Here is a 15,781-nt window from a genome sequence, read left to right as displayed (position 1 = left end):
GCCGACTTCCGCGACAGCGCTTAAAACCCGCTGTTTCATTTCCTCGGAAACACGCGGCGAACCATTTAATACACGGGAAACGGACATTGGGGAGACGCCGGCCCGGCGCGCCACATCAACAAGACTGGGGCTTGGCGTTGAATCTGTCATTGGCCCTGAATCCGACGGTGACCGTTTTTAATGCGCATCCCGACGAACATACGGGATCGTTTAAAAGCGATTCGATTATCGCGAATTCCAATGACCCAAATCAACAAGAATCAATTCCGCCCTGCGTCGAATTTCAGGGTTATTTCATCTGCCTTGCTGGAGCAAGTTTCGACTTCAGCCGGTCCCCACCTCTAGCTAAAAACCGGCTGAAGCCGGAACTTGCAACATGGCAGACGCTCCGTCATAGGCGTCTATTCCTTGCGCTGGGAATCTTGAACGAAAAAGTCGTTCCATTGACGCGCATCCTGCCTTTTTTAAATGGTCGCCCTCGCCCGGATCTCCAACAGAAGTCCAATTAATTTGTCCACTTCCGTGGAGCTGAAGACCCCGTCTGGCCCCTGGGGACTGACATCCGTGAAGGGTGATTCGTAAAGTAACTCCGGCGGCATCGCTCCGTCCGCCGTCAATTGATCCACGATCAGGTTCAAGAACTCGATCTGATTTGCCGTCAGCGTTCGGTCGGCGATGAGGCCGCTCAGTGCCTGCTTGGCTGCCTCCCGCTCCAGTCCGACTAACGAGCGCACGAACAAGCCCAGACCTTCGCTCTCAGCCTTTGCCTTGGCCAAATGATCAGGATTCAGCGCCCCGCTTTCCGCCAGCATTTGTTCCAGTTCCTGCAGATCCAGGGGCGTCAGCGGTTCGTTCATCCTCAGCTTCCGGATGGCAAGGTGATCCTCATGGCTGCGAAGAAAAGCCCGGGCTTTCTCCCGAAATTTCTCGAAGGAATCCGGGGCAGCAAAACCCGGCAACTCCACCGGGAGGTTGTCGCCCATTTCGTCTTCGAAGTCGGTGTAGATCGGTTTGCGGGCTGGTTTTTCGATCAACTTCACCAGCGAGCGCAACCGCCGCCGCGCGGTCTCGAGCATCGGCACCGTCACGTCCTGCCACCATGGATCGGTCTGGACTTCCTGAATCAGTATCAGTTGCGCCTGCACCATCGGGATGCTCGCCTTTTCCTCCAGCAAGCCCGCGATGGCTCGCACCTGATCGCTCAACCGCTTGAACGCCGGTTCGACGCGCAACACGGCGAGCTGAAGATTCAACAAAAGCAGGTCGAATCGTTTCGCCTCCTCGTCTTCGGCCTCCAGTTCGGACGGCAGCCCCGCGACTTGTTCCGCGAGTTCGGTGTGCTCTTCGACCTTTAATTCTCTCCACGCTTCCGGCGTCGCATACTTCTCGACCAGCCTCCGCCTGGAGCGAACGACAAAGTTTTCCACGTTCATCGCCGCCACCTCCGATTGCAGCAGCGCGGCGGTCTCGCGGCGCAACTCTTCGATGGTTTCCCCATCTTCGCGCACGGCGTCGGATTGCGCGCCCTGCTTGTCGATTGTTTGGATCAGCTCCAGCCGCGTTTTGAACAGCCGTTTGCCGAGGGATTCGCCCAGCGAGCCTTCACTCGTCTCCGGGTTCTGGCTGAAAAACTCCAGGTTTTGGCAGTAATCGAAGATGAAGAAAAACTCCTTGTCCTTCCCGGGCGCGAACAGGTCGGGACAAAGCCGCGTGCCGCGCCCGACCATCTGCCAGAATTTCGTCTTTGAACGAACCAGCTTGAAGAAGACGAGGTTCACCACCTCCGGCACGTCGATGCCGGTATCGAGCATGTCCACCGATATTGCGAGGTGCGGGTTTTTCTCCTTCTGCGAAAAGTCGTCGATCAGGCTTTGGGCGTATTCGGTTTTGAAGGTGATCACCCGCGCGAACTTCCCGGCGAGGTGGGGATAGTTCTTGTCGAAACGCTCCTGGATGAAATCCGCGTGCGCCTGGTTCTTGGCGAAGAGGATCGTTTTCCCGAGACGATCGCCGCCCGCGACTTTGAGGCCGTGGGTCATCAGGTGGGCGAGCACTTTGTCCACCGTGTCGATGTTGAAGAGCCACTTGTTGACCGCCTCCGCTTCGACGAAGTCAGGCGCCGTGCCATCTTCGCTCCACTCCTTAGCGTCCCATTGCTCCTTTTCCTCCTCGGAGAGATCGTCGTAGCGAATGCCTTGCCGCTGAAACTTGAGCGGCACCGAGACAGCTTTCGACGGCACGAGAAAACCGTCTCCCACCGCGTCGGCGAGGTCGTAGGCATCGGTGGGGACGCCTCTTTCCAGATCAAAAAGGCCGTAAGTGTCGCGGTCGATTTCGTCGCGTGGCGTGGCGGTGAGCCCGACGAGAAGCGAGTCGAAATAATCGAAGATCGCGCGATACTTCTGATACACCGAGCGGTGGGCTTCATCGATGATGACGAGATCGAAATGCCCCGGACCGAAACGCCGCTGGCCATCCTTCGATTCGTCGATCAGGCGCATCATCGTGGGATAGGTGGAGACGAACACCCGGCCTTCCGTCTCTTTCTCCGTCACGAGATTCACCGGTGACGCCTGGGGGAGGAATTTCTTAAACGCGTTTACCGCCTGATTCACCAGCGCCACGCGATCGGCGAGGAAAAGCACGCGCTTCACCCAGTTGCAGCGCATGAGCAGATCGCAGAGCGCGATCACCGTGCGCGTCTTCCCCGCGCCAGTGGCCATCACGACCAGCGTTTTGCGATCCTTGTCCTTTTCGAAAGCCTCGCCGATGCGGCGGATCGCGCGCGTCTGGTAATAACGCTCGACGATCGCCTCGTTGATCGTTGCTTCCCCAAGCGGTCGGCGCGTTGTGCGGCGTTGAATGAGCAGCTCCAGCTCGGCCTTCTTGTAAAATCCCTGCACCGCCCGCGGCGGATATTGCGCGTCGTCCCAAAGCCAATGCTCGTATCCGTTCGAGTAAAAGATCACCGGCCGTTGGCCGAACTGTTTCTCCAGGCAATCCGCATACAACTCCGCCTGTCGCTGGCCGACGCGCGGATCGCGCTTCGTGCGCTTGGCCTCGATCAGCGCGAGCGGTTTGCCGTCGTAGCCCCAGAGCACGTAATCGACAAAACCTTTCTCCTGCGCGTTCGGCATCCCGGCGACTGGAAACTCCCGGTCGCGCTCCTGATCGAGCGCCCATCCTGCCTCCTTCAGCAACAGGTCGATGAAGAAATCGCGGGTCTCCGCTTCGGAATAGTCGTGGGTGTCCGGCGTCGCGGCGTTCGCTCGCTTGGCCTCGGCCACCTCAGCGCGGAGTTTGACCAGCTCCGCGTCCAGGTTCGTCTTGTCGCTCAGCAGCTCCGAGAGCTTTTCATCCTTCTCGCGCAACCTGGCTTCCAACTGCTGAAGCTGATCGGGCGTCTGCTTTGGCAACGACGTCTCTTGCGGAAGGGCCTCCGGATCGAAAGCGAGCCCCGGCGCCGGCTTGGCCCCGCGCGCATAGGTGTGAGCCAGCCAGTAACTGAAATGGAACAGCTCTTTGACGACTTGCAGCGCCTCGTATTGCCGCACGGGCCGCGTGCTGTGCACGGCATCATTACCCTGCCGCTGAATGACCCGCGCCTTGGTAAAGACCGCGTTGCCCGCGACCGTCTTGAAAGTCGGCTCATGGATCAGCGCGCTCAGGTTATCCTGATACGGAAGTTTCAGCTTGGCGTCGTACTTGTAAAGCCATGCCATCGCTGCTTCCAAGGCACGGCGAGCGTAAAAGCACGCCGCCCGCGGATCGGTATGCACCAACGCCTCCGCCTTGCTCGCCGCTTCGTGCAAGCCGGGCCATTCGGATTGGAGGAAGGCGAAGTTGCTCATGGGCGATTCAAGGTTTGCTCGGCCTCGCCCAGAATGGCGAGCATTTCGTTGAAGGACAACGGCTCGCCGATGAACATCGGACGCATGGCCTCGTAGTCCGCGCGCAGTTCGGCGAGGCGGCTGTCGGGCGGGAGAAGCCGAAATGTTCCCGCCACCGCGGTAGCGTAGTTGGCCCACCCGGACGCGAAGAATCGCGATTTGTGAAGACGAACTCGCTCCAACAAATCGATTTTTTTGGAGGCTATCAGGCCCGATGAGTGACGCCACAAGGCGGCGAAGTCGGCATAGTGACGGGCGTATCGGGCGGGTTGGGGCTTGTCGGCAGGCCGGTGAAACTCGGCGTGCAGGATCGTGGCTTTCTCCCAAAAAGTGCGCTCAATCTCCAGCGCGACGACCTCCGCGTTGAAATCGGAAAACTCCACCGGCACGACCTTCGAAACCATCGCCCGGATCGGATGGGTTCCGGTCGGCCGTTGGTCGGCGAGAGAGCCAAATTCGATCTTCACCGAACGGGCGATATATTCCACGCCGCGCGACAACGCTCCCGGATAGTCGAAAAAAATCACGGGGGAGCGGCTCGTTTCGTCGAGTTGATACCGGAACCAGGTCTTGCCGGATCCGGCCGGGCCAAGCTCGCGGGCAGCGACCGACTCCAAAGCAGGCAGCCAAACCCGCGCGACATGCCGGGCGCAGTCGGCCTCCAACTTCGGACGGATTCGCTCGGTCCACGCGTTCCTGGATGCACTCTCGAGTTGCGTTTCTGACCATCCCAAGGCTTCGGGGCTGATCCCGAGATCGATGTCTTCAGAGAAGCGGGCGATGGCGCCGAAAACAATGGAGAGCGAGGTGCCGCCCTTAAACACCGCGTGACCGCCCAACTCCGGAGTTTCGAAAATCCGCGCGAGCAGCCAGACGACCCAGAAATCCTTTTCGGCAATGACCGCGCTCACGCCTTCTCGAAGTTGAAACTCCTCAAATACGGATCGACGTTCCTTTGCGTCCAGCGTAGCGAAGGTTTTCATGGGGAATCAGTCTGCCGCGATTTGCCGGAGCGCGTCGTGCATCCATTCGGGAGCGTAGGCCAAATCGCCCATGAGCCGCTGGCGGTCCTTCGGTGACAAGGTCTGGCGCAAATGCGCGATCCGGTCCGCGCTCATGTGTTGTTTGCCGAGGTAGCGCAGGGCGGAAATGACCAAACCGCTCGTGCGGCCAGCGGTCGCCATTTGCCGTGAGGTGGATGGACGCAGCTCAATAACGAGCTTGCCCAAGGCAATCTTGCGGCCGGCACCGTCTGTTAAGAAAACCACCTGGGCCGGCACCTGTTCCGAGAGTCCAAGAAGGTTGGCGGCATAGGCCCCAAAGGGCTGCAATTTTACATGATCGCGCGCCATGATCGCTTTGGTCACAGCCTCCACCGTTGGATAAAGCTCTCCCAGCAAAGCGCTGGATTTAGGCAAGTAATACAACCCGCGGGCAAGCCTCCGAATCGTTCCGGCCTTGGTCAGGCGGAGGAGCGCCATGTCCACCGATTTACGGTTGCCCAGGTCCAGGAATTCATTCGAAAAGAACACGGAACCCCTGCCCCGACCGTAAATCCGGTTAATGATTGATTGCTCAACACTTTGCTTTGGGTTAGGCACGGGCTTCTTGTGGGAAAAACAGGGTGGTATTTCCTACAGAATCATATCGATTGCAAGCCTTCTTTACGGATGCAACCCGAGCCGAAAACGATCAACAAATCCGCCTCGCTCTCATCTTGTCCGCCGCTCGTTGCAGCCCATGGCCCTCCCGTGCGGGTGTTCCGGTTCGCCCGGTTCCGTCAAAGGGGCTTGATCTTACTGCTTCCGTGCTCGATGCAAAAACCGAATGGTCGTCGTGCCTCTTTAGCCAAACCTGCGATCGGCGCGGGAGAAAAGTTCTCGTCGAAGTATACTCCACCGCGCCAAGTTCTCGGAAAATTTGGAGGCGGCATCTTGCCGCCCAGCAGCCGCTGGAAGCCGCTGCCACGACAAATCGCCTCCGGCGAAAACCCGGAAACTTCATGCCTGTGAGGCCGGGCTCTCCATGGGCGCAAACGCGAGAGCGTTACGCCGAGCAAGCGCGCGGCGTCCGGTAGAGTGTAGGCCCCTGAGTTAAGCGGTTTGTCTTGAACGGTGAAAGTCACGTGGAGGTGGAAGGTGGAGTCACCCGAGAGTCATGACCTCTGCTCAAGGCAGGCTCCCGCAAAAAACGAGAAAAGCTGAAAGCGGCCAACGGCTGACCGTCCAATCCTGCCTGTTAAAAAAACGAATCTGTTTTTGTAACAGAATCGCGGTAAGGCGACCGCGTAATCTGGAACGCGCTCGTAGCCGCCCCTGCCGTGCTCCTTGCTGGTTCTGATACTTGATCGGATGGACGGTCATGCGCTGTTCGTAACGAGTGTAGAAACCCGCGCGTCTTCCGCGAGGACCTTGGCTGCATCCGACGGCCTCGCCTGAACTCAGATATGTGTGTTTATTTTTCTGAGAGGGAGAACCGCACACAGCTGGACTTGGGACTTATCCGCCGGGTACGGCGTGGAGGGAGCGAAAAAGGGGCAGGAATGGGATGATCAAAGGTAAGGAGCCCAATCGAACGCGACGGATGCCGCAGTTTGGTCCAACCACCAACGCTCCCAATTCGTGCCCTGAGGATATCCGTGTGACTCGGGGTAGCCTTCACTGGGTAGTCTCGTGGATTTGTTCACGATGAGACCGCAGACGTGAGGTATGCCAGTCGATGACTTGGTCCATTCATTGAGATCGGTAAGTCCTTCACGTTGGAGGCGTCGTCCGGAAAGTTCCTCCGGCCTCGGCTGCCCGAGTGCGGCCAAGGCTTCCGAATAAGGAAGAAAGCTATTCCGGTCACCGGCGACGATTCGACCGGATCGGATTTCAGCCACGATCACACGCAGGAGCGCACGACCTTTGGCTGGCAGTTCATAAGCAGGTAGGGCTGGTTGCATAAAATGGAGAGACATGACTTCGCACGCTTCGAGAACGGCGCGACTATTTGGATGCCATTGCCACGCTGACGGCAATCTCAATGGCACTCGTAGCGGTGACCATTGTCTTCGCATCGAAAATGCAGGCATGGGCAACCGTGAGAAATACGCGTCTTCCGGGGTGAGGAACCGGATCAGTGGCACCGTCATAGAAAACTGTCAGTTCTGCAGTGCGGTCCATGAACTGAGATGCAGCGTATGACCAATCCAGAAGACTCGGTGGCGGCGAAGGATTAGCCGTTTCCAACCTTTTAAGTTCTCGCTGGGACTCAAGAGCAAAAATCCGGGCTGCGCCCGGGGAACAATATGGAATGAAACTTCCTCGCCACTGGGAGGGATGGCATCCTGCCGTCCGCCGTCGGCGTCCTTTTTGGGGGGAAGGTCGGCTGGAAGCCAACCCTCCGATTTGACCCTGCGACCCGCATGAACAGCAAAGTTTCATAAGAGCCGATATCCGGGCTGCGCCCGGCGAATATCATGGAATGAAACTTGGTTTCCGAGGCGCAGCCTCTTTGGAGCAAGTGCTCCGCGTCCCCGCGGAGCTTTCGAGCGGGCGGAAGAGCTCCGGCAGTCGAATGGCTGCCGGGCGTGCGGTTGTCGTTGGCCATTCGAAAGCGGTTCGGGGACGCACCGCACTCCAAAGCGCTTCGCGCGAAAACCGGATCGCCCCCCAGCCCGCATGAACAGTGAAGTTTCATAGAAGAGCTATCAGTCGCTGTTCTACCCGATCGCCTTCTATTTGATCCAACATCGCGACAAATGCGGAGGTGCCAGGTGTTAGAGAAGAAATTGTCTTAAGAAGATTCCTCGGCTTGATTAAAACGCCGAAGTCGGAGCGAGAACTCGGCTCCCTACCAACTGACGGGGTTTTTTCCATATCAGAGTTCGTTTTGGAAAGCGCGGTGCTGAAGGGAGGCGAAGAGGGCGTCGAGATCTGCGAGCGATGCGCGGTGGCGCGCTTTTAAGTTTTCCACCGCCGCGACTCGGCGGGCGAATCTGCGCTGCAAGGAGATGGGAGGAACTTCGAGGAGGGTCTTCTCAAGCCGCGCCTTAGAAATGTTTGGCATCGAACCGGCCGAGCCGCCTGCAAGTTTCTGTATTTCTCGACGCTTCGTGGGGTAAATCAAAAGTTGGTGTAGGTAGCAGGAGTCCACGGGCGCGTTGGGGCGAAGACAGAGGCGAAAGATGAGGTCAGACATCAGCAATCTCGGAGGTGTCTCGCGAACCAACGCGCAAGCAGCGACCAACTCGTATGTGTTTTTTCGCGTAAACAGCAAATCCCCAGGCTTTACTTCGATCGCTGCGTTGGGCTTTACAGCCGGTGGCAGTGCTTTGTTCTCGGCCGGATTGTATTCGCACCACGTCACGGCGCCCAACTTAAGGATGCCCCACTCTTCACCAGTTACTGGACGGTCAAGACATTTGGGACTCCAACCGCTTTCGATTTTCGAGAGCAGCGCGCCGAATTCGACGCGGGGCCAGCCTTTCGGATTGGTGGCCGGGTCGCCGAAGAGGTCGAGGAAGAGGGATTGGGTGAGGGAGTCGAGTTGGGCGAGGGCGGCGCGGCGCTTGGCCCGCAACGCCTCGGCCCCGTCCAGCACCTCCGCGATCCGCCGCTGCTCCGCCAGCGGCGGGAGCACAACCTCCAATTGCTTCAGCCGGCCAACATTAATTCCCGGCATGATCGCACCACCGCTTATAAGCGAAAGCTGCCGCTCAACATCCGGGCTGTGGTGGAGCTGATGAACGAGGAAAGAAGGAGCACACCGCATCGCGTCTACGCGCAATCGAAGCAGATCAGAGTGCATTATTCCTACGTCGAAATGCTCTGGATAGACGGCGCAGTTTCCAACCGTTCCCTTGCGGGTCATCACAATGTCGCCTGGCCTCAAGTCATACTGCTGTAGCCGCTTTGCCGTGCGTGCCTCGATAAACTCCTTTGTCGGAATCGCGAAATTTACGTTCACTTGTTTAATTCCCCAGAGTGGCACGCCTTCGGATCGGAACTCACTTTTGTTCAACTGTGTTCCAAACGGGCCACACTTGATATCATCGGAAGTCGCGCAGAGGGCAGTAAGTGGAACTCGGGGCCATTTGTGTTTGCTCACTTCAGCATCCCCTCCAGTTCCTTCATCCCCTGCTGAATCTCCGCCTCCAGTTTACGGAGGGATTTCAGGATTTCGCCTGGCGGGCGGTGCTCCACTTCTTCGTGGACGACTTCCTTGTAGCGATTGAGCGAGAGGTCGTAGCCCTGCGCGGCGATGTCGGCCTTGGGGACGCAGAACGACTGGGCGGTGCGCGACCGGGCGAGTTCTTCACTTCGCACTTTGGCATTCGCACTTCGCACTTTGGCCCATCGGGCCAGAATGTCGGGCAGGTTGTTCTTCGCGTGTTCCTCGGCGGTGAGGGCGACGCGCGGGACAGCGCCGAGTTTTTCCGGCGGGAGCAGCGGCGTGCGTTTGTCGTCGAGGCTCTGGCCATCGGCCTCCACGTCGTAGAACCAGACGTGGTCGGTGCCGCCGGAGTTGGTTTTGGTGAAAAGCAGGATGGCGGTGGAAACGCCGGCGTAGGGTTTGAAGACGCCGCCGGGGAGCTTGATCACGGCGTCGAGTTTCTGGTTTTCGACGAGGATTTCCCGGAGTTGTTTGTGGGCTTTGGAGGAGCCGAAGAGGACGCCTTCCGGGACGATGACGGCGGCGCGTCCGCCGGGTTTGAGGAGACGGAGAAAGAGGGCGAGAAAGAGCAGCTCGGTCTTCTTCGTCTTTACGATTTGCAGGAGGTCCTTGGCGCAGTTCTCGTAGTCGAGCGATCCGGCGAAGGGGGGATTGGCGAGGACGAGGGTGTATTTTTCCTCCTCGCCCGCGTGGTCCTGCGCGAGGGAGTCGCGGTGGGTGATGGCGGGGTTTTCCACGCCGTGCAGGAGCATGTTCATGCTGCCGATGCGGAGCATGGTGCTGTCGAAATCGAATCCGTGGAAAAGGTGGTGGTGGAAATGCTCTTTGAGTTTCGCGTCGCGGAAAATTTCCGGGTGGTGTTCGCGGAGGTATTCCCCGGCGGCGACGGGAAAACCAGCCGTGCCGCAAGCGGGATCGCAAATGACATCGAGCGGCTGCGGCGCGGTGAGCTCGACCATGAGCTGGATGATGTGACGCGGGGTGCGGAACTGGCCGTTTTGCCCGGCGGAGGCGATCTTCCCGAGCATGTATTCGTAGAGGTCGCCCTTCGTGTCGCGCTCCTCCATCGGCACCTGCTCCAGCATATCGACGACCTTGGCCAGCAGCGCGGGCGTCGGGATGGTGAAGCGCGCGTCCTTCATGTGGTGCGCGTAGGTGGAGCCGTCGCCGCCGAGGGTGCGCAGAAACGGAAAAACGTGCTGGCTGACGACGGCATACATTTCCTTCGCCTCGAAATGCTTGAAGCGCGACCAACGGAGGTCGTCGTAGGAGCGGCCGCCACCGGTGCCGATGCCGTCCTTGCCCTCCGGGAAAATGCGACGCTCCATCGGCTTCTTGAGCCGGGTGGCCTTGTTCTCCTCCAGGGTGTGGAGGTCGTCGAGGCGCCGGAGGAAGAGCAGGTAGGTGATCTGCTCGATGACTTCGAGCGGGTTGGAGATGCCGCCGGTCCAGAAGGCATTCCAGATGGCGTCGATTTGGCTGCGGATGGTTCCGTTGAGCATGGAAAATCAAATAAAACGGGTCGCGAGCAATGGGGTGCGGGCGAAGTGCTGTCCCCATGCGAGATGTTTACGTTTTATGGCCATAAAATTGGGAGGGACAAGGAGAAAGGGGGCGGGAATGATTCGTGAAATGTCGTATCTCGGCGGATAGACTCGGCATCGCCCGGAGCCATGTGGGCGGGGCGGACTTTCCTTCGTGGCGGACGGAGGTCGAATCTTCGGGGAAGATTCGCTACGTATCCTTGTTTGGCTGGATCAAAAAAACTTTCATGGAGCTTCGGCCACCTATCGTGCGTCGAACGACCGTCGAGCGTGTGACGATCGTCGGCCGTTCGAAAGCGGTGCGGGGACGCACCGGCACTCCAAGGCGCTTCGCGCGAAAAGCGGCTATTTTCTCCGGAAGCGCTCCAGGGAGCGACGGAGCTCAGCGGGATCGTCGACCAGGATCCAGTCGGGCCGGAAGGGAAGGATCCGCATGAGCTCATCTGAATCACCGGTCACACCATTGATCATGAGTTTAGCTCCCGAGGCGCGCACCCGATCGACAAGAGCCGGTTCGGACTCCGCCCAGTGGAGCCAGAGTCGCATGTAATCAACACCGGATTCGGCGAAGGCGTCGATCAAACCAGGGGTTCGCATAAAGGCCAGTTGGCGACACTCCGGAATCATCTCCCGAAATTGCCGCGCCTGGGCGGGCGACCGAACGCCGATAACGATTCTTTCAGGATTCCCGTACCCACGGATCACTTCGACCACTCTCTCATTGTAGACGACACCCGCTTCTTTCAAATCGAGTAGAACAGTGACACGGTCCCCGGCCCACTCGAGGATTTCATGGACCGCCGGAATGGTCTCTCCAAAATATTCCGGGCCAAAAAAGGACCCGGCATCCAACTCCCGCAGTTCCGCGAAGGTAAATTCTGAAACCCGCCCGCTCCCATCCGTGGTGCGATCGACCCGGGCGTCGTGGATCACGACCAAGCGCCCGTCTCGACTGGTGCGGACATCCACTTCAATCCCATCAGCACTCACTTCCAGGGCGCGGCGAAACGAGGCCATCGTGTTCTCCGGTCGCTCGGCCATCGCACCCCGATGCGCGATTATTTTGGGTACGAACGGCGGATCAGATGCCGCACCTCCCGCCGCGGAGCCAAAAGGAAGGAGAGCGAGAATCAAAAAGGGGAGGCATCGCATGCTTATATCATGATCATAACGTGCGCCTGAACAATCAACTTCTCGCGTGAGGGGTCATCCGGCGAAAGCCGGGAGGCTACGTGAAGAGACGTCCGGCGAAAGCCGGGAGGCTACAGGAGGAGACATCCGGCGAAAGCCGGGATGCTACGGGAGGAGACATCCGGCGAAAGCCGGGATGCTACGTGAGGAGACATCCGGCGAAAGCCGGGATGCTACGGGAGGAGACATCCGGCGAAAGCCGGGATGCTACGGGAGGAGACATCCGGCGAAAGCCGGGATGCTACGTGAAGGGTCATCCGGCGAAAGCCGGGAGGCTACGTGAAGAGACGTCCGGCGAAAGCCGGGAGGCTACGTGAGGAGACATCCGGCGAAAGCCGGGATGCTACGTGAGGAGACATCCGGCGAAAGCCGGGAGGCTACGTGAAGAGACATCCGGCGAAAGCCGGGATGCTACGTGAGGAGACATCCGGCGAAAGCCGGGAGGCTACGTGAAGCATCATCCGGCGAAAGCCGGGATGCTACGTGAAGGGCCATCCGGCGAAAGCCGGGAGGCTACGTGAGGAGACATCCGGCGAAAGCCGGGATGCTACTTGAAGAGACGTCCGGCGAAAGCCGGGATGCTACGTGAAGGGTCATCCGGCGAAAGCCGGGATGCTACGTGAAGGGTCATCCGGCGAAAGCCGGGATGCTACGTGAAGGGTCATCCGGCGAAAGCCGGGATGCTACCCCAGGGAACCCAAGTCTGGATTTTTTCCGCTTGATCCTGCTCAAACGTTCATCCTATTCTTATGTCCACCATGAGCGATCTAACCTTCCGCCAACAAGCTGTTCTTGAATTCCTCGACACTTTTTCCCGGACCGAAGGCTACTGGCCGAGCATCCGCGACATCCAACAACATTTCGGATTTCGCAGCACCAATGCGGTGGCCGGTCACCTTCGAGCACTGGAAAGCAAGGGAGCGATCCAACGGATCCCCGGCCAGGCCCGCACCTTTCGCATCAATCGTCCGACCTCCGCCCCCCGGGAGAGCATTCCGGACGAAGCCGAGGAAGTGGTTGAAATCCCCGTTTACGGCACCATCGCCGCCGGTTATCCGGACGGAGTCGAACAGGGCGACGCCATCGACCGAATCCAGATCGGCGTCGGTCTCATCGGGCGCAACAACCGCTCCCGTCGTTCTTTCGCTCTCCGGGTCCGTGGCGAAAGCATGATCGACGCCGGCATCTTCGAGGGGGACACCGTCATCCTCGATCCCCGACCGCCCCGCAACAACGACATCGTCGCCGCCTTGATCGACGGAGAAACCACGTTGAAACGCTTCATCCAGGACCGCGCCCGCTCTCCCTACTTGAAAGCGGAAAACGCCCGTTATCCCGACATCCACCCGGCCGACGAACTGATCATCCAGGGTGTGGCCACCGCGGTCGTTCGCCGAATTTGATTCCCCGGTTCGGGCCCGGCCGCGGTCGACCGCCGGTGCCCTCCCCCCCAAGAAAACGGGTCCCCTCAATTGGTGCCCCAACCGCGGGCCTCAGGCTGGACCACCGACCGCACCACCATACTGTTGCCCGCGACCTCCTCTTTCCGGGGATAATCAATCGTCTCGTGCAGGCCCCGGCTCTCATGGCGTTGCAGCGCGCATTCGATCACCAGGTCGGCGACTTGGATCAGATTGCGCAACTCCAACAACCGGGCGTCGACCGAGAAGTTCCAGTAATAATCCTGAATCTCGCGCGCCAGATTCCGAATCCGCGTCCGGGCGCGCTCCAAACGTTTGGTCGAACGGACAATCCCCACGTAGTCCCACATCGTGAGCCGCAGCTCGTCCCAATTGTGCGAGATCACCACCCGTTCGTCCGGGTCGTGCCCACCCAGATCGACCCACTCCGGAATATCGAGCGAACCATTCCGCCCGGCTTCCAAATAACGACCCGCCGACATCGCTCCGTTGTGAGCCAGAACCAAGGCCTCCAGCAGGGAGTTACTGGCCAACCGGTTCGCCCCATGGAGCCCGGTGCAAGCGACTTCGCCACAGGCGTATAGTCCAGCCAGCGGGGTTTCCGCGTCCAGATTGGTGGCGATTCCCCCGCACGAATAATGGGCGGCCGGCACCACCGGAATCCGATCGTGCGCGATGTTCAGCCCAAGCATCCGCTGACAGGTCGCGAAAATGTTGGGGAACCGCTCGCGCAGGTATTCTTCCGAATGATGGGTGATGTCGAGCCAGACGTGCTGGGCACCCGAGGTCTTCATTTCCTCGTCGATCGCCCGGGCGACCACATCACGCGGAGCCAGATCGCCCTGGGGATGGTATCTGGCCATGAACGCCTCCCCTTCCAGATTCCGCAGGACCGCCCCTTCCCCGCGAACGGCCTCGCTGATCAAAAACCGTTCGTTGCCGAGCGTGTAAAGCGTCGTGGGGTGGAACTGGATAAACTCCATGTTCTTGACCGGCACCCCCACCCGGTAGGCCATCGCCACCCCGTCTCCGGTCGCGATGTCGGGATTCGTGGTGAACCGGTAAACTTGTCCGATGCCACCGGTCGCCAACAAAATCACCGGGGCGGCGAAGGCCCGGACTTCGTTCGCCCGCACGTCGAGCGCGTAAACTCCGACGACCCGCTCCTCTTCCGGCGGTTCTTCCCCGGACCGGATCGCGGCCTTCCGATTGGTCATCAGGTCGACCGCAAAATGATGTTCGTAAACCGTGATCAAGGGCGACCGGTCGATCGCGGCCAAAAGCGCCGTCTCGATCGCCTTGCCGGTCATATCCTTCACATGGAGGATCCGCCTTTCCGAATGGCCCCCTTCCCGTCCCAAATCATACTCCCCGGTCTCCGTGGTGGAAAATTCCAGGCCGAGTTCGACCAGTTCTTTGATCCGGGCCGGGCCTTCCCGCACGATCCGCCGCACCACTTCTTCGTCGCAAAGCCCGTCGCCGGCTTCCATGGTATCGCGCACGTGGCTCTCAAAGTCGTCGGTGTTCGACGTGACGCAAGCGACCCCCCCTTGGGCGTAGTTGGTGTTCGACTCGGCCTGGTCCTTCTTGGTCAAAATGGCCACCCGGTAGTTTTGGCCGGCCATTTTCAGGGCAAACCACAAGCCGGCGATTCCGCTGCCGACGATCAATGCGTCAAAATTCTGGCTCATCCAGTGAAAATAAAAAGGGGAAATCCGGAGAGAAGTCTGACTAGAACAGCAGATTGTCGATCAGCCGGACTTCATCGACCCAAACCGCCAAGGCCAACAACGACCGCCCGGGAACGATTTCCCGCATCGGCGCCATCGTATCACGGTCCACAATACAAACGTAGATGACCCGCAACCGGCGTTTCGACGCGAGGATATGGGTCACCTCCGCGATCAATCGATCGGTGCTGCGCGTGCCCCCTTCGGCCATCTCTTTCGCCTTCTCCAAAGCCTGCGGGATGACCGCCGCTTCCCCGCGTTGGATCGCACTCAAATATTTGTTCCGGGAACTCATCGCCAGCCCGTCCTCTTCCCGCACCGTCGGAGCGACGACGACATCGATACAGAAATGCAGATCGGCCACCATCTTCCGGATCACCGCCGCCTGTTGCGCATCCTTTTGCCCGAAAACCGCGGTGTCCGGCCGGACGATGTTGAACAACTTCGCCACCACCGTCGTCACCCCGCGGAAATGGTGCGGACGGGAGATCCCGCACATCACCTTGGTGATCGTCTCCTCGACCACATGGGTGGAGTAACCCGCCGGATACATTTCCTTGTCGCTGGGGACGAAAACCACATCGACCCCGGCTTCGCGGCAGGCCGCCAAATCCCGTTCGAGATCGCGGGGATACGATCCGTAATCTTCGTTGGCTCCGAATTGGGTCGGATTCACGTAGATTGAAACGACAACCTGGTCGGCCCGGGCTTTCGCCGTTTCGATCAAACTGAGATGTCCCGCGTGCAGGTAGCCCATCGTCGGCACCAGAGCGACCAGCCGGCCCTTCGACCGCAAACTGAAGGCGAGCGACTGCATTTCGTTGATTGATTCGATGACTTGCATGACA

10 protein-coding genes and 1 pseudogene are annotated in these 15,781 nt (G+C 59.4%); 2 read left to right on the top strand and 9 right to left on the bottom strand.

The genetic code is table 11. From position 1 onward, the window contains the following. A pseudogene (locus ACWUI2_RS18015) lies at positions 1-150 on the bottom strand (LacI family DNA-binding transcriptional regulator); the annotation flags it as partial. Between ACWUI2_RS18015 and ACWUI2_RS18010 the strand changes: the two are divergent. Next, positions 132-509, top strand: coding sequence for a hypothetical protein (locus tag ACWUI2_RS18010; protein ID WP_486985095.1), 378 nt, complete (start codon positions 132-134; stop codon positions 507-509). The pseudogene ACWUI2_RS18015 and the gene ACWUI2_RS18010 sit on opposite strands and share 19 nt — an antisense overlap. On the opposite strand, the gene ACWUI2_RS18005 is transcribed toward ACWUI2_RS18010, so the two are convergent. The 6 genes from ACWUI2_RS18005 to ACWUI2_RS17980 form a co-directional block, all read right to left on the bottom strand. After that, positions 465-3,851: a DEAD/DEAH box helicase family protein gene (locus tag ACWUI2_RS18005; protein ID WP_486985078.1), complete on the bottom strand. Its 3,387-nt coding sequence runs from the start codon at positions 3,849-3,851 to the stop codon at positions 465-467. The genes ACWUI2_RS18010 and ACWUI2_RS18005 overlap by 45 nt on opposite strands. After that, complete coding sequence (locus ACWUI2_RS18000) at positions 3,848-4,873, bottom strand: nucleotidyl transferase AbiEii/AbiGii toxin family protein (protein WP_486984236.1); 1,026 nt, start codon at positions 4,871-4,873, stop codon at positions 3,848-3,850. The genes ACWUI2_RS18005 and ACWUI2_RS18000 overlap by 4 nt, the downstream gene beginning before the upstream one ends. A 6-nt stretch (positions 4,874-4,879) precedes the next feature. Continuing rightward, a complete protein-coding gene (locus ACWUI2_RS17995; protein ID WP_486984235.1) occupies positions 4,880-5,491 on the bottom strand; it encodes a DUF6088 family protein in 612 nt (203 codons plus the stop codon). Between the two features lie 2,260 nt (positions 5,492-7,751). Next, positions 7,752-8,840 (bottom strand): restriction endonuclease subunit S, encoded by a 1,089-nt coding sequence (locus tag ACWUI2_RS17990; RefSeq protein WP_486984234.1) that lies wholly within the window; start codon positions 8,838-8,840, stop codon positions 7,752-7,754. 137 nt (positions 8,841-8,977) lie between these two features. Next, on the bottom strand, positions 8,978-10,549 hold the full coding sequence (locus ACWUI2_RS17985) for a class I SAM-dependent DNA methyltransferase (RefSeq protein ID WP_486984233.1): 1,572 nt from the start codon (positions 10,547-10,549) through the stop codon (positions 8,978-8,980). A gap of 387 nt (positions 10,550-10,936) precedes the next feature. Beyond that, positions 10,937-11,632 carry a glycerophosphodiester phosphodiesterase gene (locus ACWUI2_RS17980; RefSeq protein ID WP_486984232.1) on the bottom strand — a complete coding sequence of 232 codons (696 nt, stop codon included), beginning with the start codon at positions 11,630-11,632 and terminating at the stop codon, positions 10,937-10,939. Positions 11,633-12,540: 908 nt separating this feature from the next. On the opposite strand from ACWUI2_RS17980, the gene lexA reads away from it, so the two are divergent. Beyond that, on the top strand, positions 12,541-13,185 hold the full coding sequence (lexA, locus tag ACWUI2_RS17975) for a transcriptional repressor LexA (RefSeq protein ID WP_486984231.1): 645 nt from the start codon (positions 12,541-12,543) through the stop codon (positions 13,183-13,185). Positions 13,186-13,250: 65 nt separating this feature from the next. On the opposite strand, the gene nadB is transcribed toward lexA, so the two are convergent. Continuing rightward, on the bottom strand, positions 13,251-14,894 hold the full coding sequence (gene nadB, locus ACWUI2_RS17970) for an L-aspartate oxidase (RefSeq protein WP_486984230.1): 1,644 nt from the start codon (positions 14,892-14,894) through the stop codon (positions 13,251-13,253). A gap of 40 nt (positions 14,895-14,934) precedes the next feature. Continuing rightward, a complete protein-coding gene (gene panC / locus ACWUI2_RS17965; protein WP_486984229.1) occupies positions 14,935-15,777 on the bottom strand; it encodes a pantoate--beta-alanine ligase in 843 nt (280 codons plus the stop codon). Positions 15,778-15,781 lie beyond the last annotated feature (4 nt).

This window comes from Verruconatronum alginivorum (assembly GCF_056590205.1).
This window is presented reverse-complemented; position numbering and strand designations above follow the sequence as displayed.